This is a genomic window from Micromonospora sp. LOL_015 (assembly GCF_048060275.1).
In the GTDB taxonomy this organism is placed as follows: domain Bacteria; phylum Actinomycetota; class Actinomycetes; order Mycobacteriales; family Micromonosporaceae; genus Micromonospora_E.
Genome location: NZ_JBHMIO010000031.1, coordinates 23,014 through 48,776 on the forward strand (window position 1 = coordinate 23,014; position 25,763 = coordinate 48,776).

Genomic DNA, 25,763 nt, shown 5'->3' on the forward strand with positions numbered 1-25,763 from the left:
CCGTCACCGGGTGGAGGTGACCTTGGCCAGCCCACGGGGCGCGTCCGGGTCCTCGCCCCGGGCCAGCGCGAGAGTCAGGGCCAACTGCTGCGCGGGCAGGATGTCCAGCAGCGGCGCGTACCGCTCGTCGACGTCGGGCACCCCGATCACCGCGGCCGGGCCGGTCGGGCCGCTCCCGATGGCGGCAGCCCCGGCCCCGATGGCGAGTACGTCGGCCCGCCGTTCGCCGAGTCGGCGCAGCACGTCGCGCATGGCGGTGCCGCCGGGCCCGGAGCCGACCACGGCGAGCACCGGTACGTCGGGGTCGGTCATCGCCAGCGGGCCGTGCAGCAGGTCGGCTCCGGAGAAGGCGAGCGCCGGCAGGTACGACGTCTCCATCAGTTTCAGGGCGGTCTCCCGCGCGGTCGGGTATCCGTACCCGCGCCCCGTGGTGACCAGCCGGGCGGCGAACCGGTAGCGCGGGGCCAGCTCGGCGGCAGTGGGATCGGTCAGCACCCGCTCGGCGAGCGCGGGCAGGGCGTCGAGGGCGGTCCGCTCGGCGGGCGGCAACGCCCCGTCACCGGCGCGGATCCCCTCGACCAGCATCAGCAGGGCGAGCAGCTCGGCGGTGTAGGTCTTGGTGGCGGCGACCGCCCGCTCGAAGCCGGCGGCGATGTCGACGGTGAGCTCGGCGGCGGCGGTCAGCGGCGATTCGGGGGTGTTGGTCACCGCCACGGTCAGCGCGCCCTGCTCCCGGGCCACCGCCAACACCTCGGCGAGGTCCGGTGAGCCGCCGCTCTGGCTGACCCCGACGACGAGCGCGTCCCGCAGGTCGGGGCGGGCACCGAAGAGGGTCACGGCGCTCGGTGAGGCCAGCCCGGCGGGCAGCCCGAGCCGGATCTCGCTCAGGTACGCGGCGTACAGCGCGGCGTGGTCGGAGGTGCCCCGGGCGGTGCACACCACGTGACGCGGGCGGCGGCCGGCGATCGCCGCCGCCACCTCGGCGATCGGGTTGGCGTACGCCGGCTGCAGCAGGCGGGCGTATCCGGTCGGCTGTTCGGCGATGTCGGCAGCCATCCCAATGCCAGGCCGGGCGGTACCTGTCCCGTCAGCCGTCCCAGGCTGGTCCGAAACTGGCTTCCGCTGCGTCACGACGCCTCCCTGTCTGCGCGGTCCAGCTCGAACGGTGATCATTCTTGCACTTTATAGCCGCTGCGGGCAACGAAGCGAGCAGCAATACGCAGGGGTGCGACGTTTGGCGCTTCGTGCCCTAGGCTGCCGGAGCCAGGGGGGACGATCAGCTACGAGGATCGGAAGAACGTGTCCGAGGGATTGCACGACCCGCGGCTGGCGGCCGAGGGCGAGCTGGCACTGGCCCGGATGGCACTCGACGAGGGTGACTACCGGCACGCCGCCGACCACGTCGCCGGTGCGATCACGCACGCGCCGACCATGCCCGAGGTGCATGAGATGCTCACCCGGCTGGCTGCGCGCACCGGCGGAGGTCTCGACCTGTTCCCACTGGACGAGCAGGTTTTCATCGGTGCCGTGGTGGCCCGGGCGCATCTGCTGGCCGCCGCCGGCCGGGCCGGCGAAGGGCTCGAGTTGCTGGCCGCCGCGACCGGGCACGCGCCGACCCTGGACTGGGCCGGGGTGCCCTGGGTTGGCGCCGAGGACCTGCCGGCCCGGCTCGACCCGGACCAGATCGCCATCGTGCTGATGCAGATCTGCGCCAGCGTGCCGGACCCGGTACCCGCCGCCGACCGGCCGCCCCTGCTGCCGTACCTGCGGCTCGCCGGGCACGCCACCGCCGCACACCCCGACCACGGCCTGCTGCTCGGCGCCAGTTCAGCGCTGGCCCGGCGGCTCGGGGAGATCGCCACCGCGCTCGACTGGGCGAGCCAGGGGGTCCGCGCCGAGCCGTCCAAGCTGGCCGAGGTGTGGCTCGGGTACGCGTACCGCAGCGCCGGGCGCACCGGTGCGGCGATCGCCGCCCTGCGCCGAGCGAGCGCCCACGACCCGGACGACCTGTCCATCTACGCCGACATCGCCGGCACCCTCGCCGACGCGGGACGCCTCGACGAGGCGATCGACTGGATCGAGCGGGCGCTGGCCCGCAACCCCACCTTCGACTGCGCGGTGCACACCGCGTACCGGCTGCGCTACCGCCGGGACGGCGACCTGCGCCATCTGATCGCCCTGGCGGACTTCCAGCGGGACCACCCGGACGACTCGCACGAACACCATGACCTGGCCGAGTGCTGTCACGACCGGCCCTGGCTGGCCCGGCTGCCGGCGGCCGGCGGACCGGTGGTCGCCACTCTCGAACGGGCACTCACCCGTGGGCTGGTGCCGACCCGGCTGTCGCTGCGCCAGCCGGAGCCGCCCAGCGCGATGCGGCTGCTCGGAACGGCCCTGCCCGGGCTACCGGTCACCGTGCAGCGGACCCCGACACCGGATCCCCGTCAGCCACGCCGCACCTCGGTACGGCAGCTCTGGCGCTACGCCGGCTGGCAGGCCGACCCGGCGCTGGACCACCCGTCGCCGCAGGCGTGCGAGCGAATCCGGCAGATCGCCCAGCCGGTCTGGCACCACCCACCGGCCGCGTACGACAGCGCGGTGATCCTGGCCACCCTCGACGCCGACGACCTGCTCGGCCTGCTGGTACACCCACCGCCGCCGGCGGATCCGGCCGGCACCGACCCGGCCGGCTGGCTGCGGTGCGTGCAGGTGTGGGCCTGCCTGGGCATGCTGCACCACCGCACCGACGAACCCTGGCCCGGCTCGACCCGGCGCCGGGTGCTCGTCGACGTGGCCTGGGGCGTCGAGGACTGGGCCGCCGAGGCCGCACTGTTCGCCCTGGTCACCGCCGCCTGGGTGGATCCGGAGGTACGCCCGGACGTGGCCCGGGTGGTGGCGGAGCGGCTCGCCGACGCGGTGGAGGTCGCCGGGCACCGTACCGTGCCGATCCTGTGGTCGTTGGCCCAGCTGGCCTTGGCGACCCCGGAGCTGGACCCGGACACCGCCAGCACAGCACGCCGGATCGCCGGCCGGTCGGCGCGAATCCCACGCCAGCGCCGGCCCGGTCTGATCCGTCGGTTGCTGGGCCGAGCCTGATCCCCGTCCGGCCGCACGCGATCTCCCGTCCGACCGGTCCGCAAGAAGTCGACCGGTCCGCGAGAAACCTATTCGATGACCGCGATCAGGTCGCCTTCCTGGACCACGTCGCCCTCGTCGACGGCGAGTTTCTGCACCACCCCGTCGGACTCGGCGACCACCGGGATCTCCATCTTCATCGACTCCAGGATCACCAGGGTGTCGCCGTCGGAAACGGTGTCACCGGCGGTGACCACCACCTTCCAGACGTTGGCTACCATCTCGGCCCGGATCTCTTCGGCCATCGGCCGACCCTCCTCCGTACGCCCGGCTCGCCGGCCGGTCCATCCCTCGCGCCGGCCCACCGGCCGGCCCGTCCCGTAACCACCGGCCCGTCCCGATGTGCCGGTTGCGACATGCGAAAGGTATCCAATGACGTGCCCGTCGCGCATGCCGCTCACCGGACCGGCCTAGCATCAACGGGTCAGCTCCCGGTCTACGGGAGACACCGTCCGACGGGAGGACCGATGGCCAAGAAGGCTCGTAAGAAGAAGGCACGTAAGAAGAGCGCCGCCAACCACGGCAAGCGCCCCAACTCCTGATGCCGGTGGGTCGCCGGTCGGGCCACCCGACCGGCGGCCCGCAGCAGGGTCAGTCCGGCAGGTACTCCCGCGAGTCCGTGTCGAACACGAACTCGCTGAGCTTGGCGCGCAGCCGGTCCCGCAACTCGGCCGGCGCCGTCTCGTTGCCACAGCAACGCGCGACGAGTGCCTTGACCTCCTGCTCGATGCCGTACTCCCGCAGGCACGGGGAGCACTCGTCGAGGTGGTGCCGGATGAGTTCCCGCCGCTCCTCGGCACACTCCAGGTCCAGGTACAGGTAGACCTCGGCGAGCACCTGACGGCAGTCCTGGTCGAACGAGTCACCGCCTTGCACGATCGTCACACCTCCTGGCCGGCCGCGGCGGGCTTGGTCGAGTGGACCCGGTTGAGGCCTCGGTCGGAGGCGTAGCGCTCCAGCATCCCGCGCAGATTCCGCCGCCCGCGGTGCAACCGGGACATGACCGTCCCGATCGGAGTCCCCATGATGTCGGCGATCTCCTTGTAGGAGAAGCCCTCGACGTCGGCAAGGTAGACGGCGAGCCGAAAATCCTCCGGCAGTTGCTGCAGGGCCTGCTTGATATCGCTGTCCGGCAGCCGCTCCAGCGCCTCGGTCTCGGCGGACTTCAGTCCGCTGGAGGTGTGCGACTCGGCGGCGGCGAGCTGCCAGTCGGTGATCTCCTCGGTCGGCGCCTGCACCGGCTGGCGCTGCCGCCGACGGTAGGAGTTGATGTAGGTGTTCGTCAGGATGCGGTAGAGCCAGGCCTTGAGGTTGGTGCCCTCCTCGAACTGGTGGAAGGCGGAGAACGCCTTGAGGTACGTCTCCTGCACCAGGTCCTCGGCGTCGGCCGGGTTACGGGTCATCCGCAGCCCGGCCGCGTACAACTGATCGACGAAGGGTAATGCGTCACGCTCGAACCGCGCGCGCCGCTCGTCTGTCCGCTCTGATCGGGTCAACCGCTCGTCCCCCCTCGACTGTCCCGCCGAGGATACGCGCAAAGGCTGACCGGCCGTCGCGGTTCGGCCAGGTGTGCCCGTACTCACCGGTCGTGTGGCAGGCTGACCTGTCCGGCGCAAGGTCGACTCACCGACCCGCCGGGTGGCTGACGCCGGCCGGACCGGTCCATGGGGTCGGAACGGCCCCGGCGCGGCGAGCCCTTCCAGGGGCCGCAACTCGGGTGACCATTCGAAGGCGTCCCGCAGCCGACGGCCCCCGTCGTGCTGGCCCGCAGGCTGCGTCGCGCCGCGTATGTGGATGCGCACCGGTTCCACCCCTTCGTCGAGACTGAGCTCCCGGGGTAGTAACGCGGGCCGGGTGGTAACGCATTCCAACCCGTCCCGGCCCCGGAACCCGGTGACGGGCTCCGGAACCGGGAAGGGCCTGGGAGTTCCCGCGGCGGTGTCGCCACCGCGGCGCTCCGGACGCCGGCTCGGCGTCGCGGACATCCGATGCAACGACGGCTACCGGGCACCGGACACGGCCCGGGGCGTGCGGTCACCGGCCCGCCCAGCCGTGCCGGACCAGCCAGTCGACCACCACGTCGGCCGTGCCGGCCGGGTCGACCCGCAGATCGTGCCGTTCACCCGGCCTGATCACCACGTCGCGGCCGGCCGCCGGGGGCGGCACCCCGAACGGGTCGCGATCGCCGTTCACCACCAGCGTCGGCCGGCCGGTGTCGAGCTCGTCCGCCCGGGTCCGCTCCGGCCGCCCGGGCGGGTGCAGCGGGAAGGCGAGGGCAACGACCGCGTCGGCGTGCACCGCCGCAGCCGTACGGCAGGCCACCCGCGCGCCGCTGGACCGTCCGCCGACGATCAGCGGTGGCGCGGGGGTGAATCCGGCGACCGTCTCGGTGACCACGGCATGCCAGGCCTCGTCCAGGTGGTGTGCCGGCGCGGGAGCCCGCCGACCGGCGACCCGGTACGGCTGGGTGACCAGGGCCACCGCCACCGCTGCCCGGGACGCCGCCGAGCGCAGCGCCGACAGGTCGGCGGCGGTCACGTCACCGCCGGCACCGTGCCCGAGCACCAGCAGACCGGCCGGGGGCACCGGCGGCACCGTCAGGTCGACCCAGGCGGTGCCGCGCGGCGTCGGCACCGACCGCCGGTCAGCGCCCGGGTCCACGGGTGCGCCCGGGTCGGCCGGCTCGCCCCGGCCCACCGGTTCACCCGGGTCCATCGCCTTCGGCTGGTCCGGGTCGCTTCGCTTCACCGGACCATTGTGCCGTGGTCGCCGGGCGTACCCGCCTGGCAACGCCCCGATCAGCTCAGCGGCACCAGGGTGAGTAACCGGTCGCGGACCGGCGGGCCGGCTTCGTCGACCGGACCGGGATCCGGACCATCGCCGGAGCCCCGCCAGGCCACCTGCATGGCTCGGCGTTCCCGCGGGGTCGTCGCCCCCCAGACGCCGTGGCTGTCCCCGGCGTCGAGTGCCCAGGCCAGGCACGGCCCCTGGACCGGACAGGTACGGCAGAGCGCGACTGCGGCATCGGCCGGTTCGCTCGGCGCGGGGAAGAACGTCTCCGGGTCGACGCTCTGACAGACCCCGCGAGTCCGCCAGGCTTCGTCGAGGCGGCGTTCCGCCATCGCTGTGAGCAGCCTGGGGTCGCGCCGCGCGGCTGCGACCTCATGTGGACGGGGCATTCGCGCCCGGGTCATTACCCACCTCCCCCGTGGGATCTAAGACAATGATCAACGTCGTTGGTTTGCGGCGAATCGGAATCCACTGTCGGCGCTGGTTTCTATCGCACTTCGGCAGGCATAGACAAGGGCCTGCATCGATTCTGGGGAAAATACGTCCCGGCGATTCGGTCCCAACACTGGCAAACCCCCGCCCGCGCGGTCGGCTGATCACCGGAAGTAGGACCCCGGCGTCACCGCCGAGCCTGGGAGCGGTACCATCCGCAGGCTCAGAAGAGCTCCGGATGCGGCGCCGGACCGGCCGGCCCCGACCCGCTCCCCGGAGCTACCCGTCGCACCAGTTCAGCGCCGTTGTTACGGACGTTGCCCACCGTCGTACCCACCGGCCGAATCTCGATGCAGTCCAGGTAATTGTCATTCGGCGCAGCCAGCAGGGCGGTGCCGTCCACTTCCGGGTCGAGCCATTCGGCCCAGCGGTCCTCCGGCAGCAACAGCGGCATTCGATCATGAACCTCGGCGAGCGGCCCGACCGCCGCGGTGGTAATCACACTGCTCGTGATCATTGGGTCCGGCCGGCCCCAAACCGACCAGAGACCGGCGAACGCCAGTACCCGGCCGTCGACCGGGGTCATGAAGTACGGCTGCCCGCCACCGCGCCGGACACCGGCCGGGCGTACCCACTCGTACCAGCCGTCGGCCGGCACCAGACAGCGACGACGGGCGAACGACGGCGCGAACGCCCTACTGGACGCGACCGTCTCCGACCGCGCGTTGATCATGCGGGTGCCGATCCGAGGGTCGGCCGCCCACGGCGGCACCAGGCCCCACCGGGCCACGCTCACCACCCGTCGGGCAACCGCCGGCTCGGCTACCGGCTGCGGCTGGTCGGTCCGGTCACCTCGGGACAGCCGCACGATGGGCACCGGATCGGTGGGTGCCGCGTTGTAGTCGGCCGCCAGCGAGCCGCCCGTGTCGTCCAGCGCCTCGAACAACGCGGAGAGATCCGCCGCGCTGCGCGTGGTCGCGTACCGCCCGCACATGGTGCCCAGGCTAGTTGGTCGGCCCGGCGTGGTTGGCACACTGTACGGGTGCCTGAACTCAGCAGTGTCCCGCCGCACCAGCCATGGACCGCACCCCGCGCCGCCGGGCCGATCCGGTCCACCCTCCGACTGCCCGGCTCGAAGTCGATGACCGCCCGCGCCCTGGTGCTGAGTGCGCTCGGCACCGCCCCCGGCAGCGTCGTCCGCCCGCTCCGGGCTCGGGACACCACGCTGATGGCCGCCGGCCTGGCCGCGATGGGCACCGGGATCGAGACCGGCTCCGCGCAGCGCTGGCCGGTCGTCCCGGCCGCACTGCACGGCCCGACACACGTCGACGTCGGCCTCGCCGGCACCATCATGCGGTTCCTGCCGGCGGTGGCCGGGCTGGCCGACGGTCCGGTCACCTTCGACGGCGACCCGCAAGCCCGGGCTCGCCCGCTCGGCCCGCTGCTCGACGGCCTGCGCCACCTCGGGTTGCGCATCGACGCCGCGCCGACCGGCGGGTTGCCGATCACCGTGCACGGCACCGGACAGGTCACCGGCGGTGCGGTCGAGGTCGACGCCTCGAAGTCCAGCCAGTTCGTCTCCGGGCTGCTGCTGGCCGCGCCCCGGTTCACCGGCGGGGTGCTGGTCCGACACACCGGGGCGGTGCTGCCGTCCGCCCCGCACATCGCGATGACCGTCGAGATGCTGCGCGCCGCCGGCGCGGTGGTGGACGACTCGGTGCCACAGACCTGGCGGGTCGAGCCGGGCGAACTGCGCGGGCGGGACTGGCCGATCGAGCCCGACCTGTCCGGCGCGCTGCCCTTCTTCGCCGCCGCGCTGGTCACCGGCGGCACGGTCACGCTGGCCGACTGGCCGGCGCAGAGCGCCCAGCCGGTAGGCCTGCTGATCGAGCTGATCGAGCAGCTCGGCGGCTCGGTCACGGTCGACGGCAACGGGCTGACCGTCCGGGGCACCGGCACGGTGCGCGGCGTCACCGTCGACCTGCGCCAGGTCAGCGAGTTCACTCCGGTGCTCGCCGCGCTCGCCGCGCTCGCCGACGCGCCGTCACGGCTGACCGGCGTCGCCCACATCCGTGGACACGAGACCGACCGGCTGGCGGCGCTCGCCGCCGAGCTGACCGGGCTCGGCGCCGCGGTGACCGAGCTGCCCGACGGGCTGGAGATCGCCCCCAAACCGCTGCACGGCGCAGTGTTCCGCACCTACGACGACCACCGGATGGCGCACGCCGCCGCTGTGCTCGGCCTGGCGGTGCCGGGCGTCGAGTTGACCGACGTCGGGTGCACGGCCAAGACGCTGCCGGAATTTCCGGCACTATGGTCGGCGGTGGCGGCAGGAGACTGACCGCGACGGGAGAGGAGCAGATCCTGGCCGGCAGGCGCAGGGAGTACGACGAGGACGACGTGCGGGTACGACCGCGCCGGTCGTCCCGGCCGCGTACCCGCACCAGGCCGGCGCACGACGACGCGGTCGACGGTTTCGTGGTCACGGTCGACCGGGGCCGCTACGGCTGCGTACTCACCGGCCCGCAGGCTCCGCAGCCGGTCGCCGACCCGCCTCCGGTGGTGACCGCGATGCGGGCCCGGGAGCTCGGTCGGCGCGCGGTGGTGATCGGCGACCGAGTCGCGTTGGTAGGCGACGTCTCGGGTGACGCCGGCAGTCTCGCCCGGATCGTCCGGATCGACGAACGGGCCTCGGTGCTGCGCCGTACCGCCGACGACGACGAAACCACCCCGGAGGGCCGGCTGGAGCGGGTGGTCGTCGCCAACGCCGACCAACTGGTGATCGTCAGCGCGTTGGCCGACCCGCCGCCCCGGACCGGATTCATCGACCGTTGCCTGGTCGCCGCGTACGACGCCGGGATCGACCCGCTGCTCTGCCTGACCAAGGCCGACCTGGCCGACCCGGCGCCGGTCGTCGACTACTACCGGGACCTCGACCTGGAGTACGTGCTGTGCCGACCCGGCAGTGACCTGGCCGACCTGCGGCACCGCCTGGCCGGTCGACTGTCGGTGCTGGTCGGGCACTCCGGGGTAGGCAAGAGCACGCTGGTCAACCGGCTCGTGCCGGAGGCGTTACGAGCGGTCGGCACGGTCAGCGCGATCGGCCGGGGACGGCACACCTCGTCCAGCGCGGTAGCCCTGCGGCTGCCGTACTCCGGCGCGTCGCCTGACGAGGCCGACACGTCGGCCGACGACGGTGCCGGTGCGGGGAGTCGGGCCGACGCGCGGGTCGTTCCGGCCGGCGACCCCGGATGGATCGTCGACACGCCCGGCGTACGCAGTTTCGGGCTGGCCCACGTGTCGGCCGAGAGCCTGCTGCACGGCTTCGCCGATCTGGTCGAGGGGAGCCTCGACTGCCCGCCGAACTGCGAGCACACCGGCGACGCCGGCCAGTGCCGGCTGGCCGGCTGGGTGGCGGCCGGCAACGCCGATCCGCGCCGGCTGGCGTCGTACCGGCGGCTGTTGGACTCGCGGTCCGGGGATACCGAGACCGGCCGTAGCGCGACCCGCGGGTGAGCGGGCCGGACCTTACGCGGTGGGACATCCGACCATTGCGGTGAGTAATCAGATACCTTTCCCGCCATGGCCCGGTACGCCGACGATCTCTCCCTCGCCCATCTACTCGCCGACACCGCAGACTCGATGTCGATGGCCCGGTTCCGGGCGCTCGACCTGCGGGTCGAAGCGAAGCCGGATCTCACACCGGTCTCCGACGCGGACACCGCCGTGGAGAAGGCGCTGCGCGCCACCCTGGCCCGGACCAGACCCCGGGACGGCGTGCTGGGTGAGGAGTTCGGCGCGTCGGTCGCGGCGGCGGGGCCCGGCAACCGGCAGTGGGTGATCGACCCGATCGACGGCACCAAGAACTTCATCCGGGGCGTACCGGTCTGGGCGACGCTGATCGCCCTGATGGAGGGGGACCAGCCGGTGGTCGGCCTGGTCTCGGCACCGGCGCTGGGCCGACGCTGGTGGGCCGCGATCGGTCACGGAGCGTACGCAGGACGGCACACGGCCGCCGCGACCGCGATCCAGGTCTCCGGGGTCCGCCGCCTCGCCGACGCCAGCTTCTGCTACTCCTCGCTGACCAGTTGGGAGGAGTCCGGGCGACTACCGGCGATGTTGGACATCATGCGGTCGGTGTGGCGCAGCCGGGCCTACGGGGACTTCTACGGCTACATGCTGGTCGCCGAGGGCGCGGTGGACGCGATGGTCGAACCGGAGCTGTCACTGTGGGACCTGGCCGCGTTGATCCCCATCGTCACCGAGGCGGGTGGCACCTTCACCGACCTGACCGGCCGGGCCGGCCCGGCCGGCGGCAGCGCCGTGGCCAGCAACGGCAGGCTGCACTCCGATCTGCTGCACCGGCTCAGCTGACCGCAGCCGGTCTCAGGTGGAGCAGATTGAGCGACCGTCTATCCTCGCCGGGTGACGTCGACCGGTTGGTGTTTCCTCGCGGCGATGATTGCCACGTACGGCGTCGCACACCTCTTCCAGGCGGTGGCCGCCGCCCGCACCACGGTCCGTCGCTGCTTCGACCCCGGTCTGCTGCTGCGACTCGCCCGGCAGCCGGTGTACCTGATCGGCCTCGGCTGCCAGTGCCTCGCCTTCGTGTTGGCCTTCCTCGCCCGGCGGGACCTGCCGCTGTTCCTGGTCCAGGCGAGCGTGGCCGCCGCTCTCGGCGTGACGGCGCTGCTCGGGGTACTGACCCTGGGCTGGCGGCTGCCGACCGCCGAGGTAGTCCTGCTGGTGCTGCTGCTGGTCGGAGTAACCGCGCTGGTCGTCGCCGCCCGACCCGCGCCGGCGCACCCACTCGGCCCCCGTGCGGTGGCCGTCATCGCCCTCGCTGGCCTGCTGATCGCCGCCTGCGGTGCCGGGGCGGCCCGACTCGACGGCCCGGCCGCGGCCGTCCTGCTCGGACTGCTCGCCGGGTTCGCCTTCTCCGCCGCCGCGGTCGCCTCCCGGCCGCTCGCCGGCACCGCCAGTTACCGCGACCTGGTCACCGAGCCGCTGCTCTACCTGCTGATCGCGCACTCAGCCATCGGTCAGTGGCTGATCGGCCTGGCGATGCAGCGCGGTTCGGTCACCGCCGCCATCGCTGCGATGGACGCGGCGGGCGCGGTCCCGGCCGCCATCGTCGGCCTGCTGCTACTCAACGACAAGATCTGGCCCGGACGCGAATGGCTGGCCGCGGTCGGTTTCCTCATCACGCTGGCCGCCGTGCTCGGCCTGACCCGGTACGCGACGACTCAGCACGCACCCGAGACGGCACAGCCGGCCTGGGCCGGCGGACCAGGCCGGGCAGGCCGGCCGGTTAGGGTCAGCGGCGGGCCAGACACCGACAGCACAGGTCAGCCGGCCCGGACCGGCGTGGCGGTCGCCTCCGCCGGCGCGGTCGCCTCCAGCGGCGCCGTGGCATCGATCGCCGCCAGATCGATCTCCACGTCGACCGGCTCGACCGAATCACCGTCGGGCAACTGCCCGGAGACGACGCCGCTCGACCCGGCCGGCACCGGGCCGCCGTGGCGCGACCCGAGCACCCGCTGGTAAAGCCGTTCGATGGCGGCAGCGGTCCGGTCCCAGCCGTACCGGCACCGGACCCGGTCGACGGCCGCGTGCCCGTACGCGAACCGCTCGGCCTCGTCGGCGAGCAGCCGCCGCAGCGCGACGCCGAGCGCCCGGACATCGCCGGGCGGCACCAGCCGACCGGTCACCGCGTCCACCACGCAGTCGGCCACCCCGCCGTGGGCGTACCCCACCACCGGCACGCCGCACGCCATCGCCTCCAATGCCACCGTGCCGACCGGCACGTACCGACTGGTGCAGGCGACCACGTCGACCGACCGGTACAGTTGCGGCATCTCCCCGGCCGGTACCGCCCCGAGCAGTTCGATCTGGTCGGCCACCCCGTACCGGGTGGCCACATCCCGCAGCCGCCGGGCGTCCGGATGCCCAACCAGCTCGGCCCGGTCGGGCCCGCCGACGATGAGCACGTCGACGTCGCCGACCAGCCGGAGCGCGCCGATCAGCTCGTCATGCCCGGAGCCGGGGGTGAGGTCGCCGACGGCGAGCAGCCGGCGACGCCGCCGTACCGGCGGCGCGGGGTCTGGCGCGAACCGTGTGGTGTCCACTCCAGGTGGGATCATCGCGACCGATGCGCGGTCACGTCCCATCCGAGCCAGTTCGTCCACCTCTTCGGTGCACTGCGCGACGGCCGCGTCGACCACCCGGCACAGCGCCTGCTCGAGCGCGATCCGTTGCCGCGGACCCTGGTAGCCGGTACCCAGCTGCCGCTGCTGTTGACTACCGATGCTGTGGAAGGTCTGCACCAGCGGGATCCGGCTGCGGCCGACCGCGCTGGCCGCCGCGAGACCACCCGGCCAGAAGTGCCCGTGCACCACGTCCGGCGTCCACTCCCCGTCGTCCCACTGACCCGCCAGCCAGCGACTGAACTCCGGCAGGTGGGCCAGCAGGTCGGCGGTGCCCAGCCGGGTCGGCGGACCGACCGGCACCCGGATCAGCTGGTAGCCGTCCGACGACTCGCCGTCCGGCTCGCCCGGCCCGGTCCGCCGCTGGTAGACCCGGACCTCGTGACCGAGAGCAGCCAGTTCGGTGGCGAGCCGGGCGATGTGCTGCCGGGTGCCGGTGACCGGCTGCCCGGCGGTGTCGAGACGTCCGGGGTCACGCTGTGCGCGGTCACGCTGTGCGAGGTCACGGTGTACGGGGTGACCCATCGCAGCTCCGTCGTGGGCAGACACCAGACCGACGCGCATCTTCACCTCCGTTGCTCGTCACGGGTGCTAGCGGTTCTTTCTAACCCCTGCGGTACGAGGATTCCTCCGGTTCCGACGAGCACCACCCTCGGGTGAGGGCCACGGGTGAGGTGCGACGACCCACACCGGTGGTATGACACGCCCAAATCGGGGTACCCGTACGCATGGCAGCGACTGGACGCAGAGCAGCCGCTTCCGCCCAACGGGTACGTCGGGACGGCGGACGATCGGTTTGTCGTCCGCAGCGCCGGGCTGGTGCGGGGCGCCGGGAGGAGGAACGTGCCTACCGACCTGCGATGCGCGCTGGAGTGTGACCCGACCGATCCGGTGATCCGGCTGGTCGGGGTGCTGGACCGGCACGCGGTCGCTGCTCGCCGAGGGCTGTCGCCGGTGGGAGCTGCCGCAGCTGGTCGACTCGGTGGCGCTGCGGTGGGGCTGCACCCGGCTGCGAGGCGGCAAACTCGTCTGGGCAGCCATCGATCCGGCGGACCATCCACAGGACGGAGACTGACAGTGGTACGGCGCGACAGTTCGACCGGCCCGGCCCGGCTCGCCCTGCTGCTGGCCGGGGTGGCGGTCGGCTACCTGGTCGGCAGGCGGACCAGGTCCGGTGGAACCGACGTCACGACGGGGCCGACCGTGGACCAGCCGACAGCCGGCGCCGCGGTGGACCAGCCGGCGACGCACCCGGCGGCCACCGGGCCGGTACGGGTACGGCCCGCGGTGGCGCCGGCCGGCCAACGGCCCGGGACCGACCTCGGGTACCACCCGGGGCGCCCTGCGGACGAGGAATTCGCCGCCGGCGTGGTGAGCGGATCATCGGCGACCACCGCCTCGCACCCGTACCAGGTGCCGGCCGGTCGGACCACGGCGACGCCGGCAGCGCCGGTCGGCGACCCGACCGTGCCGACCGGCGCGGACGGTGACGAAAGGCCGCCGCCGGAGCGACGCCGCCCCGACCCGCCCCAACCAGGTGTGTGACCGCCACCGACCCGGGTAATGGGACGGCATGCGTACAGACGACTTCCCCCGGCCGGTTTCCGACCCGGAGTCCGAAGGGATCCCGCAGACCGCGGACGACGACTCGACCGCGTACGACGACGTGGCCAGCGGCCGCGAGGCCGACGGCCCGGACCCGGAGAGCATCCCGGGCGACGTGCCGGTGGCGGTGGACCACTTTGGCAACACCGCCCAGGAGCAGCTCGACGGGGAGTCGTTGGACTACAAACTCGCCCGGGAGGCGCTCGGCAGGCCGGTTGACGATCCACTCAGCGGGCCGGTCGACCAGGCGCTCGGCGACGAGGCCAACAGCGAACAGGCCGCCGCCCAGGCGCAACGCGACGCCGACGTGCTTGACCCCGGCCCGTACTCAGATCCGGACTCACCGGTCTCGATCTACGACCACGGCCGGCTCGGTGGGGCGGACAACGGGACGGTGGGACGGTTGGTGGAAGCCGACGAGGGGGCGCACACCGACGAGGAACCGGACTCGGTGGCGGCCGACGCCGGGGCCGCCGGTGGTGGGGCCAGTGCCGAGGAGCTGGCGGTGCACGAGACCGAGGCCCCCGAGGACCACCCGATCGACCGTTGACAGCAGCGGCCGGCCCGGCCGGCCAGTCGGTCAGTCGTCGAGGCCCTGTTCGATCGCGTACCGGGTGAGCTCCACCCGGTTGTGCAGCTGCAGCTTGCCCAGGGTGTTCTGCACGTGGTTCTGCACCGTCCGGTGGGACAGCCCCAGCCGGCCGGCGATCTGCTTGTACGACAGCCCTTTGGCGACCAGTCGCAGCACCTCGGTCTCCCGGTCGGTGAGCCGGGGCTCGTCCCCGGCGGGTCGCGCGGTAGCGGCCAGCCGGCGGTACTCGCCGAGCACCAGTCCGGCCAGGCCCGGCGTGAAGACGGGCTCCCCGGTCGCGGTCCGGCGGACCGCGTCGAGGAACTCCTCTGGGCCGGCCGACTTGAGCAGGTAGCCGGTCGCGCCGGCCTTGATCGCGTCGAGCACGCTCTGCTGTTCTCCGCTGGCCGACAGCATCAGCACTCGTACGCAGGGCTGCTCGGCCAGCATGCCGCGGATCACCTCCACCCCGGAGATGTCGGGCAGCTGCAGGTCCAGCACCACCACCTGGGGTCGGGCCGCCGCGCAGATCCGCACGGCCTGGCGTCCCTCCCCAATGGTCGCGACCACCTCGTGGCCGGCCTCGGCCAGGTCCCGGGCCACCCCTTCCCGCCACATCGGGTGGTCGTCGACCACCATCACCCGGATCGGCTCCCCCGCGCCCGCTGCCCCACTTGCCGTCACCCGTACTCCTCCGCCGTCGTATCCGGGCTCGGCACCCGCAGCTCGATCTCGGTGCCCGCGCCGGGCTGCGAGACGACCCGTACCGTGCCGCCGATCTCGGCGACCCGCCCCTCGATCGACTGGCTCACCCCGAGCCGACCCTGCGCGGCCGCCTCCGCCAGCCGACCGGGTCGGATGCCGCACCCGTCGTCCCGGACCGACACGGTAACCGCGTCCGGCTCCTCTTCGACCAGGACCCACACCCGCGCCTGCGGACCGCCGTGGCGCACCGCGTTGTCGACCGCGGCACCGAGCGCCGCGCCGAGCTCGGCGGCGAGCCGACCGGGCAGCAGCACCGGGTCGGCCGGGGTGGCGACCGAGACCCGCGACGACGCGTACCCGTTGACCACGGACCGCAGGTCGACCGGCCCGGCGTCGAACGCCACCGTCGCGGCGGGCTTGTCCGGCGGTACGGTGACCCGGCTGGTGACCAGCGCCCGCAACGCGGCCTCCTGCTCCCCGGCGAGCCGGGCCAGCTGACCGGCCTCGCCGTCGAGGTCGGCCCCGCGCCGGGCAACCATTGCCAGCACCTGCAGCACCGAGTCATGGATGTCGCGGGCCAGCCGTTCCCGCTCCCGGGTCGCGGCGGCCAGCTCCCGGGTCGCCGCCTCCAGCTCGACCGCCCGCTGCAACCGGTCCTCGGCCGCGCCGATCAGCCGGGCCACGTGCCCGACGGCGATGCCGGCCAGCAGCATCAGCACACCGGGAGTGACCGACGACTCGGTGAGCCGGTCCCGAACCGCGAGGTCGGCGGCGGTCAGCACCAGGGCAGCGGTCACCCCGAGCCGCCGGCCGCCGGCGACCGCCCAGGCCAGCACCGGACCGGCCAGCCAGGCAACCGCGATGGTCGGCACTCCGTCGACCAACGCGGGCCGCCCGATGATCCATGGGCTGACCAGCAGCGGGACCAACGCCACGAACAGGTCGACGGCGAGCAGCGGCCAGCGGCGCAGTCGGGGCCGGGCGTACGCCCAGGTGGCGGCGACCGTCCAGGCGATCATGCCGAGCAGGACCGGGACGGCGACGAGCGGATGGGCGTAGTCGGCTACGTTGCGCACGTACAGCACCAGCACATAGCCGAGGGCGGTGAACCGGAACACCGCGAGGGCCCGCCACAACGGGACGATCAGGGTGCCCACCGGGGCGGGGCTCTGCCGCACCCGCCGACGATGGCACACAGCCGGGCGGCCGGCGAGGGCTGGGCGGCCGGACACGCCCGGACCGATGTGCATTTCCCCACAGGTCAACGTAGGGTGAGAATGCCGCGAAAGCACTGACGATCAGCAGCCGGATGGGCCATGACCGACGCAGATCCCCCGTCATCGCGTACGGTCGTGCCTATCGACCCGATGGATCTGCTCAGCGAGGCCTTCGACCGGTCGCAGGTCACTGACCTGCGACACCACGTCGCATCGTGCGCCGGCTCGGCCGGGATGAGCGGCCAGCGGCTCGACGATTTCGTGCTGGCCGTCAACGAGCTGATCACCAACGCGGTCCGGCACGGCGGCGGCCAGGGCTGGCTGCGGATGTGGCGTGACACACAGTCGATGTACTGCGAGGTCGCCGACAACGGGCAGGGCATCGGGTCCGACCGGCTGCGCAACCGGGACCGCCCAGCGCCGAACACGGCGGGCGGCTGGGGGCTGTGGCTCACCGAGCGGTTGACCGACACCATGGCGGTCGCCACCGGCACGGAGGGCACCACGGTACGGATCAGCCTCAGGTTGTCCGAGACTGCGGCGTCCGGAGCCGGGGTGTCCGAGACTGCGGCGTCCGGGGCCGGGGTGGACGATCCGGTCAGCCGAACAGGGCGCTGACCGACTCGCCGTTGTGAATCCGGCGCATCGCCTCGGCCAGTGCCGGCGCGACGGAGAGCACCTGCAGCTTCGGCACCCGTTTGGCGGCCGGAATCGGCACCGTGTTCGTGCAGACGATCTCCAGTACGCCGTCCTGGTCGCTGAGTCGGTCCAGCGCACCGCTGGAGAACAGCCCGTGGGTGCAGGCGATGCGGATCGACCGGACCTTCAGCTCCCGCAGGTGGTCGATCAGCTCGATCACCGTACTGCCTTTGGCGATCTCGTCGTCGAGGACGATCACGTCGCGGTCGACGACGTCGCCGATCACCGCGCTGATCTGCACCCGGTCGTCGCTGAACCGCTGCTTGGCCCCGGCCGCGACCGGCAGACCGAGCATCCGGGCGAAGGCGGCGGCCTCCTTGGCGTTGCCCAGGTCGGGTGAGACGACCACGGTGTCGGTCAGATCGTGGTCGTGAAAGTGCGCAGCGAGCTCACGCAGCGCGTGCAGGTGGTCGACGGGGACGCTGAAGAAGCCGTGCACCTGCGGGGAGTGCAGCGTCATCGCGAGCACCCGGTCGGCACCGGCGGAGACCAACAGGTCGGCGACGAGTCGGGCACCGATCGAGATCCGTGGGGCGTCCTTCTTGCTTGTCCGACCGGGCGTACGCGTAGTGCGGCAGCACCACGGTGATCCGCCCGGCCGACGAGACCCTGGGCCGGGCTCAACCGAGCTGTTTGCGGACGAACTCGATCGACAACTGGTCGAAGTGCGCCCGGCCACCCTCGTGCCCGTCCCACTCGTACACCTCGATCTCCTTCGGACCGACGTACGCGTGGTAGGCGGCGAAGACCGTCGACGGCGGACAGGTCTGGTCCATCAGCGCCGCGCTGAACAGCGCCGGGGCGGTGGCCCACGGCACCAGGTGGGCGGCGTCGACGTAGTCGACGGTGGCGAACACCGCCGCAGCCCGCTCCGGCTGGATCCGGCAGAACCGGACCAGCTCGTTGTACGGGTCGGCGTCGGTGATCGTGACGGCGCGGCGGATCTGGCACAGGAACGGCACCCGGGACACCACCGCGCCGACCCGGTCGCCGGCGAGCGCGGCGGCGGCCAGCGCCAATCCGCCGCCCTGGCTGGTCCCGACCACAGCGATCCGGGACCGGTCGACACCGGGCAGCTCAGGGGCGATCTCCACCGCTCGGGCCGCGTCGGTGATCAGCCGGCGGTAGTAGTAGCCGGCCGGGTCCAGCACGCCCCGGGTCAGGTAGCCCGCAGTGGTCGGCCCGGACCCGTCCGGCCCGGCGTCCGGGGTGTCCCCGCCGCGCCACGACCCGCCCTGGCCCCGGGTGTCCATGATCAGGTGGGCGAAGCCGGCCGAGGCCCACAGCAGCCACTCGTGTGGGCGGCCGCGGCCGCCGCCGTACCCGATGAACTCGACGACGACCGGCAGCGGCCCGGCGGCGCCCGACGGCACGTTGAGCCAGCCCTTGATCTCCTGGCCGGCGAAGCCGGTGAAGCTGACGTCGTACGTGTCGATCATGCGCAGCGCGGTTTCCACCGGGGTCGCCACCGGCGGCACCGCCATCGACCGGGCGTCGGACAGCGTCTCGTCCCAGAACTCGCGCAGATCCGCCGGGGGTGACAGCTCAGGCTGGTAGCGCCGCAGCTGATCGAGGGGAAGATCGAACCAGGCCATGGCGGCACGCTACCAGCGCCGGCCGATCCTACGGGGGCCGATGTCTGCGGCCATGCCGGCCCTGACTACGGCCATACTGGCCCGATGACGGAGCAGACCAGCGTAGCCGCCGCCGGACGGTACGTCGCCGCCATCGACCAGGGCACCACCTCGTCGCGGTGCATCGTCTTCGATGCCGCCGGCGCGATCGTCGCCATGGCCCAACGGGAGCACCGGCAGATCTTCCCGTGCCCCGGCTGGGTGGAGCACGACGCCGAGGAAATCTGGGCCAACGTCGAGCAGATGGTCCGGCAGGCGCTGGCCGATGCCGACCTCCCACCGGGTGGGCTGGCCGCGATCGGCATCACCAACCAGCGGGAGACCACCGTGGTATGGGACCGGGCCACCGGTCGGCCGGTGCACCACGCGATCGTCTGGCAGGACACCCGCACCGGGCCGCAGCTGCAGCGGCTCGGCGCGGCCGTCGGCGAGCAGCGGCTGCGGGAACGCACCGGGCTGCCACTGGCCACGTATTTCGCCGGACCGAAGGCGATGTGGCTGCTGGAACACGTCGACGGGCTGCGCGAGCGGGCCGAACACGGCGAGGTGCTGTTCGGCACGATGGAGTCCTGGCTGATCTGGAAGCTCACCGGCCGGCACGTAACCGACGTCACCAACGCCAGCCGTACCCTGCTGATGGACGTGCGCACGCTGCGCTGGGACGACGAGATCCGGTCCGCAGCGGGCATTCCGGCCGCGATGCTGCCGGAGATCGCCCCGTCAGCCACGATCTACGGTACGGCGGACGCCGACGTCGCCGGCGGGGCGCTGGCCGGCGTACCGGTGGCCAGCGCGCTCGGCGACCAGCAGGCGGCGCTGTTCGGGCAAACCTGCTTCCAGCCCGGCGAGGCAAAATGCACCTACGGCACCGGCAGTTTCCTGCTGCTCAACACCGGTACGAGCGCGGTCACCTCGCAGCACGGACTGTTGACCACGGTGGCGTACCAGATCGGTGACGCCCCGGCGCACTACGCGCTAGAAGGCGCGATCGCGGTGACCGGCTCGCTGGTGCAGTGGCTGCGCGACAACCTGGGCCTGATCTCCAGCGCGGCGCAGATCGAGCAGCTGGCCCGCAGCGTCGACGACAACGGCGGCTGCTACATCGTGCCGGCGTTCTCCGGACTCTTCGCCCCGCACTGGCGGGCCGACGCCCGGGGCGTGGTCGCCGGGTTGACCGGCTACATCACCAGGGGGCACCTGGCCAGGGCCGTGCTGGAAGCGTCCGCGTGGCAGACCCGGGAGGTGGTCGACGCAATGAACGCCGACTCCGACGTGGCGCTGCGCCGGCTACGGGTCGACGGCGGGATGACCGCCAACGAGCTGCTGATGCAGTTCCTCGCCGACGTGCTCGACGTGCCGGTGGTGCGCCCGGCGGTGAGCGAGACCACCTGCCTGGGCGCGGCGTACGCGGCCGGGCTGGCGGTCGGCTTCTGGCCGGACCTGGCGACGCTACGCGCCCAGTGGCGGGCCGACGCGCACTGGCGGCCGGCGATGTCGTCGGCGCACCGGGACCGGGAGTACGGCCAGTGGCGCAAGGCCGTCAGCCGCACCCTCGACTGGGTCGACGACTGACGACCAGCCGAAACGCCGTTCAGCTTTCGGAGATCTACGTAGCGTCATCTCTTCGGGGCGGTCTACTCGTCGGGTTTGATGCCACAGGTGCATCAAGATGCACCTGTGGCATCAAACCCGCGAAGGCACCTTGAGTTCCCGTAGCCGGCAACCGGGCGCGGCTGAACAGTTCGCATTGGACGGCGCACGGCGGGATGCTGTCCGGATGCCCGCCCGCACCGCGTACGACGACGAGCTCGGCGACCACTTCGCCCGACACGCCGACACCAGCCCGTACAACGCCTACACCGACCGGCCGGCGATGCTCGCCCTCGCCGGGGACATCGCCGGGAACGTCGCCAGGCAGCGGATCCTTGATGTCGGCTGCGGGGCCGGGCACTACGCGGCGGAGCTGCTGTCGCGCGGTGCCGAGGTCGTCGGGATCGACGGCAGCGCGACGCTGCTGGCGCACGCCCAGCGCAGGTTGGGCGACCGGGCCGACCTGCACCGGCACGACGCCGAGGATCCGCTCGACTTCATCGACGACGCGTCGTTCGACGGGGTGGTGTGCGCGTTGATGCTGCACCACGTCGCCAACCGACGACAGTTGCTCGGCGAGCTACGACGGGTGCTGCGGCCGGGCGGGTGGCTGCTGGTCTCCACGACCCATCCGACCGCCGACTGGCGGCACTTCGGCGGCTCGTACTTCGCCGACGACTGGGTGGACCTCCCGCTGTCCGGCGGCCCGCTGTCGATCCGCTACCAACGCATGACGCTGGAAACGTTCCTGGGCGAGCTGCTGGACGCCGGGTTGCGCCTGGAGCGGTTCGTCGAACCACGCCCGGTACCCAGCCTGTGTGACGTCGACGAGGCGGCCTACCGCAAGCTGCACCGGTCGCCGTCCTTCGTCGCTGTCCGGCTCCGGCGACCCTGACCGGCCTGATGTCGTCCGGTGCCCCGCTGGTCACGGGACACCGGACGACACCGTCGAGGGTCAGGGGGTGAGGCGGTGCAGGTCGCGCGGGAAGAGGGTGACCTGCCGGATGTTCGGTACGCCGAGCAGCCGGGCCACGAACCGCTCCAACCCGAACGCGAAGCCGCCGTGCGGCGGCATGCCGTACCGCATCGCGTCCAGGTAACCGGCGTACGGGGTGAGGTCGGTCTCGCCCCGCTCGGCGAGCGCGTCGACGTAGTCGCCGTACCGGTGCAGCCGCTGCCCGCCGCTGACCAGCTCCACGCCCCGGAAGATCAGGTCGATGGCCCGGGAGTGGCCGGGCCGGGCCGGGTCCGGGTGGGTGTAGAAAGCCCGGTGCCGGGTCGGATAGCCCTCGACGAAGACGAAGTCGCTGCCGTGCTCGCGCAGCGCCCACTCCCCCAGCCAGCGTTCGTGCTCCGGGGCCAGGTCCGGCTCGCCGGTGACGTCCCGGCCGGTCGCCGCGCTGATCATGTTGAGAGCGTCGACGAAGTGCACGATCACCGGGTCGGCCGGCAGCGCCGGCAGCCGTACGTCGAGCAGTTCCAGCGCCGGCCCGGCGTGTTCGGCGACCGCCGTCAGCATCCCGGCGACGGTGGCGTGGCAGGCGGCGATCACGTCCCGGTGGTCGTCGACGAAGCCGAGTTCGGCGTCGAGCGACGTGTACGCCGCCAGGTGCCGGGCGGTGTCGCTCGGCTCGGCCCGGAACACCGGACCGACCTCGAAGACCCGTTCGAAGACACCGACCATGATCTGCTTGTAGAGCTGCGGTGACTGGGCCAGATAGGCCCGCCGACCGAAGTAGTCGAGGGCGAAGACGTTCGCGCCGCTCTCGGTCGCCGTACCGACGATCTTCGGGGTGTGGATCTCGACAAAACCCATCGTCGTGAGTGTTTTTCGGAAGCCGGCGACGGCGGCGGCCGCGATCCGGTGCGTGGCGGCCAGCTTCGGGTGCCGCAGCGCGACCGGCGCGTGGTCCAGGATCGTCGGCAGGGTGGCCCGCAGGTCCGGCCGATACAGATCGAACGGTACGGGTGCCGCCGGGTCGGTCAGCGGCGTGATCGTCGGGCCGGTGACCTCGACGCCGCCGGGGGCGGCCGGCTGGGCGGTCGCGGTGCCGGTGACGGCGACCGTGGTCTCCTCCGGCAGTCGTTCGAGCTGCGCCCGTACCGCCGGGTCGGTGACGACGACCTGGGCGAGCCCGGCGGCGTCGCGCAGGATCAGGAACGCGACGGATTTCAGCATTCGCCGCCGGTGAATCCAGCCAGCCAGCCGTACGGGCTTTTCGACGAAGTCGGGAAGAGCAGCGGAAAGGATGCGTTGCATGGTGATGACCTCCTCCGGTGTGCGCAACGCGTCCCCAGAGAGGTGTGGGCGAGCGGGATCCTCGCGGTGCCACCACACCTTCACCGCGCCACCGCGTGGTATACGCGTGGCGCGGCCTTCGCTTACCCGTGACGTGGGCGAGTCGGCGGGAGTCTACTGAGCCCGGACGGGCCGTTCTTTCCCGCAGCTCAGGAGGGTCTTCACGGCTGGGCCGGAGTCCGCCCTCTCAGCTGCGGGCGGCTCTCTGTCACTCCGGTGGCGCAACCGCTACTCGGCTCCGTCATCGCTGTTGCCTGTCGACGTTAGCGGTAGGGCGTCGCCGTCCGCATCCAGATTCCGACCGCCATCGGCGAGAGTCTGGTGGTCGTCGGCTTCGTCCTGCTCGATGAGGTCGACGTCGAGCCGGTCGAGTAGATCACGAAGGGATTCCAGCAGCTTGGCACGCCGATCGGAATCGGCGTCAGCGGCCACCTCACCGACGATGTTCCCGCTATCTTTCATCGGTCTCGCTCCCCGGGCCAGTCGATGGCATGCGCCAGACGGAGACGTGTTTCTCGCTGTCGGAGGTGAACGGCGAGCCGTCCCAGTCCGCTACCCGCCGCTCCAGCTCCAGGCCGGCGAGCCGGGCCATCAGGTCGCACTCGGCCGGCCAGATGTAGCGGAAGTTGCTGGCACCGTACCTGGCGCTGCCGTCGTCGCGCCGGCGGTAGTGGTGCGAGGTGCCCTGCTGAGTGACCATGTCGTAGGTGTCGAAGCCGACATGCCGATCCGTCACCTCGAACGGCACCGCCGACTGCCCCGGTGGGAACCGCCGGATACCCGGCACCCACAGCTCGACGACGAACCGCCCACCCGGCGAGAGGTGCCGGGCGGCGTTGCGGAAGCACTCCACCTGCTCGTCCTGCGTACGCAGGTTGCCGATGCTGTTGTACACGACGTACACCAGGGAGAACCGCCCCGGAACCGTCGCCGTCGCCATGTCGCCGACGACGACCGGCAGGTCGTCTGCCAGCGGAACCTTGCGGCACAGCTGGTTCACCATGTGCTGCGACAACTCGATCCCGCTCACCGCAATGCCCCTCGCGGACAGCGGGATCGCTACCCGGCCGGTGCCGATCGCGAACCCCAGCGCGGGGCCGGTGCCGGCCAGCTGCGCCAGAAACTCCACTGTCGGCGTAAGCACGTGTGGGGCGAACATCTCTGCCGAGGTGCGGTCGTACCCCTGTGCTGCCTGCTCACCCCACAGGTCACTGCTCGTCATGGGCACGATACTCAAAGCGTTTCCGTACGCACGCAAGTCATTAAGTGCGGAGTGGTCACACCGTCGAGGTGAGGCTGACGCACGTCATTTCGCGATTTGAGGTGTGTCAGCCTCACCTCGATGCGGCGGACGACAGCGGTGCGGCGCGCCCCAGGTGCCGGCGAAGGTCTGGGTAGGGTCAGCGCCGTGACCGTCGCGCGATCCCTCGTCCTGTTCGTCCTCGCCGCGCTGGCCGAGATCGGTGGGGCTTGGCTGATCTGGCAGGGCTGGCGGGAGCACCGCGGCCTGCTGTGGATCGCCGCCGGGGTGATGGCGCTCGGGCTGTACGGGTTCGCGGCGTCGTTGCAGCCGGACCCGCACTTCGGCCGGATCCTCGCCGCCTACGGTGGGGTCTTCGTCGCCGGTTCACTCGCCTGGGGCGTCGTCGTGGACAAGTTCCGCCCGGACCGCTGGGACATCACCGGCGCGGCGATCTGCCTGATCGGCGTCGCCGTCATCATGTACGCCCCACGCGGCTGAACTACGAAGGCCACGCTGCCGGCAGTGCTCCTGTACCCGGCGGGTGCGTCTGGAGCCGGCGATGGTTTCTCTTGCGGTGGTTGTCTTGCGTCGGATGCGCGACTGGACCGGCGTACCGGGCAGAAACGACGGCGACGACCCGGCAAGCTCGTCCGATGTCCCGCCCCGCCACGGTGCCCCGCGAGTTGAGCTTCGAGCCGTTCTCCGGCAGCCGCGCCATCGCCGCCGGCCTGATCACCCGACGGATGCTCAACGGCCCGCACTGGCGCCGCATCCTGCCCGACGTCTACGTGCACGAAGGTTCGTACCGACCCGAGGACCACCGGATGTGGTGTGTAGCCGCCGCCGCACGACTGCCGCCCGGCGCGGCGATCCACGAGCTCAGCGCGGCCTTTCTCTGGGGGATTGATCTTCTGCCGCTACGCGGCCCGAGACAGACGGTGGTGCCGGTGCACGTCGCGCTGCCGAAGACCGCCCGACCTGATCCGCACCCCAGGATCAGGTACGCATCCCGGACGCTCACCCCGGACGACATCACCTCCTTGAGTGGGCTCCCCTTGACCACTGAAGTCCGTACCGCGTTCGATCTGGGCCGATCATTGCCGCGTGCCGCTGCGCTCGGCGCCCTCGACGCGTTCCTCCACCGCCGCCTTGTCACACGCAACAGCCTTGCCGCATACATCGACACCCGCTCCGGGCTGCGCGGCCTGCTACAGGTCAGGGATCTTCTTGCTCTCGCGGAACCGTTGAGCGAATCACCGATGGAGAGCCGGCTCCGTTTGCTGCTGCACGACGCCGGCCTGCCGGAACCCACTCCGCAGTACAGGGTAAAGGCTCTTTCTGCGGGCAAGGGGCGGTTCGTCGCCCGGGTCGACCTGGCGTACCCGCAGTGGCGGATCGCCATCGAGTACGAAGGCGACCATCACCGGGAGCGGGCCGCGTTCCGCAAGGACGTGTACCGCTTCAACGCGCTGCGGGAAGCTGGCTGGATCGCGCTCCGCTTCACGGCCGACGACGTACTCCGACGAAAAGAACAACTCGCCCAAAAGGTACGGCGCGCGATCGCCGAACGCGCCACCTGACCACATCGCGCCCGTCGAGGTGAGGCTGGCGCACCTCATTTCGCGATTTGACGTGCG

Annotated in this window: 25 protein-coding genes and 3 pseudogenes; 13 read left to right on the forward strand and 15 right to left on the reverse strand. The window is 72.1% G+C overall.

Annotated elements, in window-relative coordinates; translation table 11 throughout:
- Positions 1 to 3: 3 nt before the first annotated feature.
- The gene (locus tag ACFHWU_RS21730; RefSeq protein WP_416591425.1) at positions 4 to 1,056 is read right to left on the reverse strand and encodes an SIS domain-containing protein; all 1,053 of its coding nucleotides are present in this window, start codon (positions 1,054 to 1,056) and stop codon (positions 4 to 6) included.
- A gap of 303 nt (positions 1,057 to 1,359) precedes the next feature.
- Between ACFHWU_RS21730 and ACFHWU_RS21735 the strand changes: the two genes are divergently transcribed.
- Positions 1,360 to 3,096, forward strand: coding sequence for a tetratricopeptide repeat protein (locus ACFHWU_RS21735; RefSeq protein WP_416552375.1), 1,737 nt, complete (start codon positions 1,360 to 1,362; stop codon positions 3,094 to 3,096).
- 68 nt (positions 3,097 to 3,164) lie between these two features.
- On the opposite strand, the gene ACFHWU_RS21740 is transcribed toward ACFHWU_RS21735, so the two are convergent.
- On the reverse strand, positions 3,165 to 3,380 hold the full coding sequence (locus ACFHWU_RS21740; protein ID WP_416591426.1) for a biotin/lipoyl-binding carrier protein: 216 nt from the start codon (positions 3,378 to 3,380) through the stop codon (positions 3,165 to 3,167).
- Positions 3,381 to 3,602: 222 nt separating this feature from the next.
- Here ACFHWU_RS21740 and ACFHWU_RS21745 point away from each other — a divergent pair, with 222 nt between their 5' ends.
- Positions 3,603 to 3,677 carry a 50S ribosomal protein bL37 gene (locus ACFHWU_RS21745; RefSeq protein WP_370461611.1) on the forward strand — a complete coding sequence of 25 codons (75 nt, stop codon included), beginning with the start codon at positions 3,603 to 3,605 and terminating at the stop codon, positions 3,675 to 3,677.
- Positions 3,678 to 3,726: 49 nt separating this feature from the next.
- Here the strand turns inward: ACFHWU_RS21745 and rsrA are convergent, their stop codons facing one another.
- The 5 genes and pseudogenes from rsrA to ACFHWU_RS21770 form a co-directional block, all read right to left on the reverse strand.
- On the reverse strand, positions 3,727 to 4,011 hold the full coding sequence (rsrA, locus tag ACFHWU_RS21750) for a mycothiol system anti-sigma-R factor (protein WP_278174373.1): 285 nt from the start codon (positions 4,009 to 4,011) through the stop codon (positions 3,727 to 3,729).
- A 5-nt stretch (positions 4,012 to 4,016) separates the two neighbouring features.
- Positions 4,017 to 4,718, reverse strand: a pseudogene (locus ACFHWU_RS21755) (sigma-70 family RNA polymerase sigma factor); the annotation flags it as partial.
- Between the two features lie 451 nt (positions 4,719 to 5,169).
- Positions 5,170 to 5,883 carry an alpha/beta family hydrolase gene (locus ACFHWU_RS21760; protein ID WP_416591427.1) on the reverse strand — a complete coding sequence of 238 codons (714 nt, stop codon included), beginning with the start codon at positions 5,881 to 5,883 and terminating at the stop codon, positions 5,170 to 5,172.
- Positions 5,884 to 5,933: 50 nt separating this feature from the next.
- Positions 5,934 to 6,329: a WhiB family transcriptional regulator gene (locus tag ACFHWU_RS21765; protein ID WP_416552308.1), complete on the reverse strand. Its 396-nt coding sequence runs from the start codon at positions 6,327 to 6,329 to the stop codon at positions 5,934 to 5,936.
- 251 nt (positions 6,330 to 6,580) lie between these two features.
- Positions 6,581 to 7,351 carry an SOS response-associated peptidase gene (locus tag ACFHWU_RS21770; RefSeq protein ID WP_416552307.1) on the reverse strand — a complete coding sequence of 257 codons (771 nt, stop codon included), beginning with the start codon at positions 7,349 to 7,351 and terminating at the stop codon, positions 6,581 to 6,583.
- 48 nt (positions 7,352 to 7,399) lie between these two features.
- Between ACFHWU_RS21770 and aroA the strand changes: the two genes are divergently transcribed.
- The 4 genes from aroA to ACFHWU_RS21790 all read left to right on the forward strand — a co-directional run bounded on the left by aroA (position 7,400) and on the right by ACFHWU_RS21790 (position 11,904).
- Positions 7,400 to 8,698, forward strand: a complete 1,299-nt coding sequence (aroA, locus tag ACFHWU_RS21775; RefSeq protein ID WP_416552306.1) for a 3-phosphoshikimate 1-carboxyvinyltransferase — start codon at positions 7,400 to 7,402, stop codon at positions 8,696 to 8,698.
- Positions 8,671 to 9,873, forward strand: a complete 1,203-nt coding sequence (locus tag ACFHWU_RS21780; RefSeq protein ID WP_416567591.1) for a ribosome small subunit-dependent GTPase A — start codon at positions 8,671 to 8,673, stop codon at positions 9,871 to 9,873. The genes aroA and ACFHWU_RS21780 overlap by 28 nt, the downstream gene beginning before the upstream one ends.
- 66 nt (positions 9,874 to 9,939) lie before the next feature.
- Positions 9,940 to 10,731, forward strand: coding sequence for a histidinol-phosphatase (gene hisN / locus ACFHWU_RS21785; protein WP_123605243.1), 792 nt, complete (start codon positions 9,940 to 9,942; stop codon positions 10,729 to 10,731).
- Positions 10,732 to 10,815: 84 nt separating this feature from the next.
- Positions 10,816 to 11,904: a hypothetical protein gene (locus ACFHWU_RS21790; protein ID WP_416552373.1), complete on the forward strand. Its 1,089-nt coding sequence runs from the start codon at positions 10,816 to 10,818 to the stop codon at positions 11,902 to 11,904.
- On the opposite strand, the pseudogene ACFHWU_RS21795 reads toward ACFHWU_RS21790, so the two are convergent.
- Positions 11,880 to 13,127, reverse strand: a pseudogene (locus tag ACFHWU_RS21795) (glycosyltransferase); the annotation flags it as partial. The gene ACFHWU_RS21790 and the pseudogene ACFHWU_RS21795 overlap by 25 nt on opposite strands.
- A 513-nt stretch (positions 13,128 to 13,640) precedes the next feature.
- Here ACFHWU_RS21795 and ACFHWU_RS21800 point away from each other — a divergent pair.
- On the forward strand, positions 13,641 to 14,108 hold the full coding sequence (locus ACFHWU_RS21800; protein WP_416567592.1) for a hypothetical protein: 468 nt from the start codon (positions 13,641 to 13,643) through the stop codon (positions 14,106 to 14,108).
- Between the two features lie 28 nt (positions 14,109 to 14,136).
- Complete coding sequence (locus ACFHWU_RS21805) at positions 14,137 to 14,718, forward strand: DUF5709 domain-containing protein (protein ID WP_416591428.1); 582 nt, start codon at positions 14,137 to 14,139, stop codon at positions 14,716 to 14,718.
- 30 nt (positions 14,719 to 14,748) lie between these two features.
- On the opposite strand, the gene ACFHWU_RS21810 is transcribed toward ACFHWU_RS21805, so the two are convergent.
- Together ACFHWU_RS21810 and macS are read right to left on the reverse strand one after the other, a co-directional pair.
- The gene (locus ACFHWU_RS21810; RefSeq protein WP_416552372.1) at positions 14,749 to 15,378 is read right to left on the reverse strand and encodes a response regulator; all 630 of its coding nucleotides are present in this window, start codon (positions 15,376 to 15,378) and stop codon (positions 14,749 to 14,751) included.
- Between the two features lie 41 nt (positions 15,379 to 15,419).
- The gene (gene macS, locus ACFHWU_RS21815; RefSeq protein WP_416552303.1) at positions 15,420 to 16,622 is read right to left on the reverse strand and encodes a MacS family sensor histidine kinase; all 1,203 of its coding nucleotides are present in this window, start codon (positions 16,620 to 16,622) and stop codon (positions 15,420 to 15,422) included.
- 138 nt (positions 16,623 to 16,760) lie between these two features.
- Between macS and ACFHWU_RS21820 the strand changes: the two genes are divergently transcribed.
- A complete protein-coding gene (locus ACFHWU_RS21820; RefSeq protein ID WP_416552302.1) occupies positions 16,761 to 17,279 on the forward strand; it encodes an ATP-binding protein in 519 nt (172 codons plus the stop codon).
- On the opposite strand, the pseudogene ACFHWU_RS21825 reads toward ACFHWU_RS21820, so the two are convergent.
- Positions 17,260 to 17,971 (reverse strand): annotated as a pseudogene (locus ACFHWU_RS21825) (ribose-phosphate diphosphokinase); the annotation flags it as partial. The gene ACFHWU_RS21820 and the pseudogene ACFHWU_RS21825 overlap by 20 nt on opposite strands.
- 9 nt (positions 17,972 to 17,980) lie before the next feature.
- Entirely contained in the window at positions 17,981 to 18,955 is a 975-nt protein-coding gene (locus ACFHWU_RS21830) for an acetylxylan esterase (RefSeq protein ID WP_416567594.1), read from the reverse strand.
- A gap of 84 nt (positions 18,956 to 19,039) precedes the next feature.
- Here ACFHWU_RS21830 and glpK point away from each other — a divergent pair, with 84 nt between their 5' ends.
- Positions 19,040 to 20,566 (forward strand): glycerol kinase GlpK, encoded by a 1,527-nt coding sequence (gene glpK / locus ACFHWU_RS21835; RefSeq protein ID WP_416591429.1) that lies wholly within the window; start codon positions 19,040 to 19,042, stop codon positions 20,564 to 20,566.
- 205 nt (positions 20,567 to 20,771) lie between these two features.
- A complete protein-coding gene (locus tag ACFHWU_RS21840) occupies positions 20,772 to 21,479 on the forward strand; it encodes a methyltransferase domain-containing protein (RefSeq protein ID WP_416591430.1) in 708 nt (235 codons plus the stop codon).
- A gap of 60 nt (positions 21,480 to 21,539) precedes the next feature.
- Here the strand turns inward: ACFHWU_RS21840 and aspS are convergent, their stop codons facing one another.
- From aspS to ACFHWU_RS21855, 3 genes are all read right to left on the reverse strand, one after another.
- Positions 21,540 to 22,844: an aspartate--tRNA(Asn) ligase gene (aspS, locus tag ACFHWU_RS21845; protein ID WP_282234087.1), complete on the reverse strand. Its 1,305-nt coding sequence runs from the start codon at positions 22,842 to 22,844 to the stop codon at positions 21,540 to 21,542.
- Between the two features lie 267 nt (positions 22,845 to 23,111).
- Positions 23,112 to 23,315, reverse strand: a complete 204-nt coding sequence (locus ACFHWU_RS21850) for a hypothetical protein (protein WP_416567597.1) — start codon at positions 23,313 to 23,315, stop codon at positions 23,112 to 23,114.
- Positions 23,316 to 23,334: 19 nt separating this feature from the next.
- The gene (locus tag ACFHWU_RS21855) at positions 23,335 to 24,105 is read right to left on the reverse strand and encodes a methyltransferase domain-containing protein (RefSeq protein WP_416591431.1); all 771 of its coding nucleotides are present in this window, start codon (positions 24,103 to 24,105) and stop codon (positions 23,335 to 23,337) included.
- Between the two features lie 186 nt (positions 24,106 to 24,291).
- On the opposite strand from ACFHWU_RS21855, the gene ACFHWU_RS21860 reads away from it, so the two are divergent.
- On the forward strand, positions 24,292 to 24,624 hold the full coding sequence (locus ACFHWU_RS21860) for a YnfA family protein (protein WP_282234084.1): 333 nt from the start codon (positions 24,292 to 24,294) through the stop codon (positions 24,622 to 24,624).
- Positions 24,625 to 24,779: 155 nt separating this feature from the next.
- On the forward strand, positions 24,780 to 25,706 hold the full coding sequence (locus tag ACFHWU_RS21865; RefSeq protein ID WP_416567599.1) for an endonuclease domain-containing protein: 927 nt from the start codon (positions 24,780 to 24,782) through the stop codon (positions 25,704 to 25,706).
- Positions 25,707 to 25,763: the final 57 nt, after the last annotated feature.

Excerpts from the sequence above, each read along its gene's own strand:
- ACFHWU_RS21730 (WP_416591425.1), bottom strand. The coding sequence starts at position 1,056 with ATGGCTGCCGACATCGCCGAACAGCCGACCGGATACGCCCGCCTGCTG.
- ACFHWU_RS21735 (WP_416552375.1), top strand. The coding sequence starts at position 1,360 with ATGGCACTCGACGAGGGTGACTACCGGCACGCCGCCGACCACGTCGCC.
- ACFHWU_RS21740 (WP_416591426.1), bottom strand. The coding sequence starts at position 3,380 with ATGGCCGAAGAGATCCGGGCCGAGATGGTAGCCAACGTCTGGAAGGTG.
- ACFHWU_RS21765 (WP_416552308.1), bottom strand. The coding sequence starts at position 6,329 with ATGACCCGGGCGCGAATGCCCCGTCCACATGAGGTCGCAGCCGCGCGG.
- ACFHWU_RS21770 (WP_416552307.1), bottom strand. The coding sequence starts at position 7,351 with ATGTGCGGGCGGTACGCGACCACGCGCAGCGCGGCGGATCTCTCCGCG.
- ACFHWU_RS21780 (WP_416567591.1), top strand. The coding sequence starts at position 8,671 with ATGGTCGGCGGTGGCGGCAGGAGACTGACCGCGACGGGAGAGGAGCAG.
- hisN (WP_123605243.1), top strand. The coding sequence starts at position 9,940 with ATGGCCCGGTACGCCGACGATCTCTCCCTCGCCCATCTACTCGCCGAC.
- ACFHWU_RS21790 (WP_416552373.1), top strand. The coding sequence starts at position 10,816 with ATGATTGCCACGTACGGCGTCGCACACCTCTTCCAGGCGGTGGCCGCC.
- ACFHWU_RS21805 (WP_416591428.1), top strand. The coding sequence starts at position 14,137 with ATGCGTACAGACGACTTCCCCCGGCCGGTTTCCGACCCGGAGTCCGAA.
- ACFHWU_RS21810 (WP_416552372.1), bottom strand. The coding sequence starts at position 15,378 with ATGGTGGTCGACGACCACCCGATGTGGCGGGAAGGGGTGGCCCGGGAC.
- ACFHWU_RS21820 (WP_416552302.1), top strand. The coding sequence starts at position 16,761 with ATGACCGACGCAGATCCCCCGTCATCGCGTACGGTCGTGCCTATCGAC.
- ACFHWU_RS21830 (WP_416567594.1), bottom strand. The coding sequence starts at position 18,955 with ATGGCCTGGTTCGATCTTCCCCTCGATCAGCTGCGGCGCTACCAGCCT.
- glpK (WP_416591429.1), top strand. The coding sequence starts at position 19,040 with ATGACGGAGCAGACCAGCGTAGCCGCCGCCGGACGGTACGTCGCCGCC.
- ACFHWU_RS21840 (WP_416591430.1), top strand. The coding sequence starts at position 20,772 with ATGCCCGCCCGCACCGCGTACGACGACGAGCTCGGCGACCACTTCGCC.
- aspS (WP_282234087.1), bottom strand. The coding sequence starts at position 22,844 with ATGCAACGCATCCTTTCCGCTGCTCTTCCCGACTTCGTCGAAAAGCCC.
- ACFHWU_RS21855 (WP_416591431.1), bottom strand. The coding sequence starts at position 24,105 with ATGACGAGCAGTGACCTGTGGGGTGAGCAGGCAGCACAGGGGTACGAC.
- ACFHWU_RS21865 (WP_416567599.1), top strand. The coding sequence starts at position 24,780 with ATGTCCCGCCCCGCCACGGTGCCCCGCGAGTTGAGCTTCGAGCCGTTC.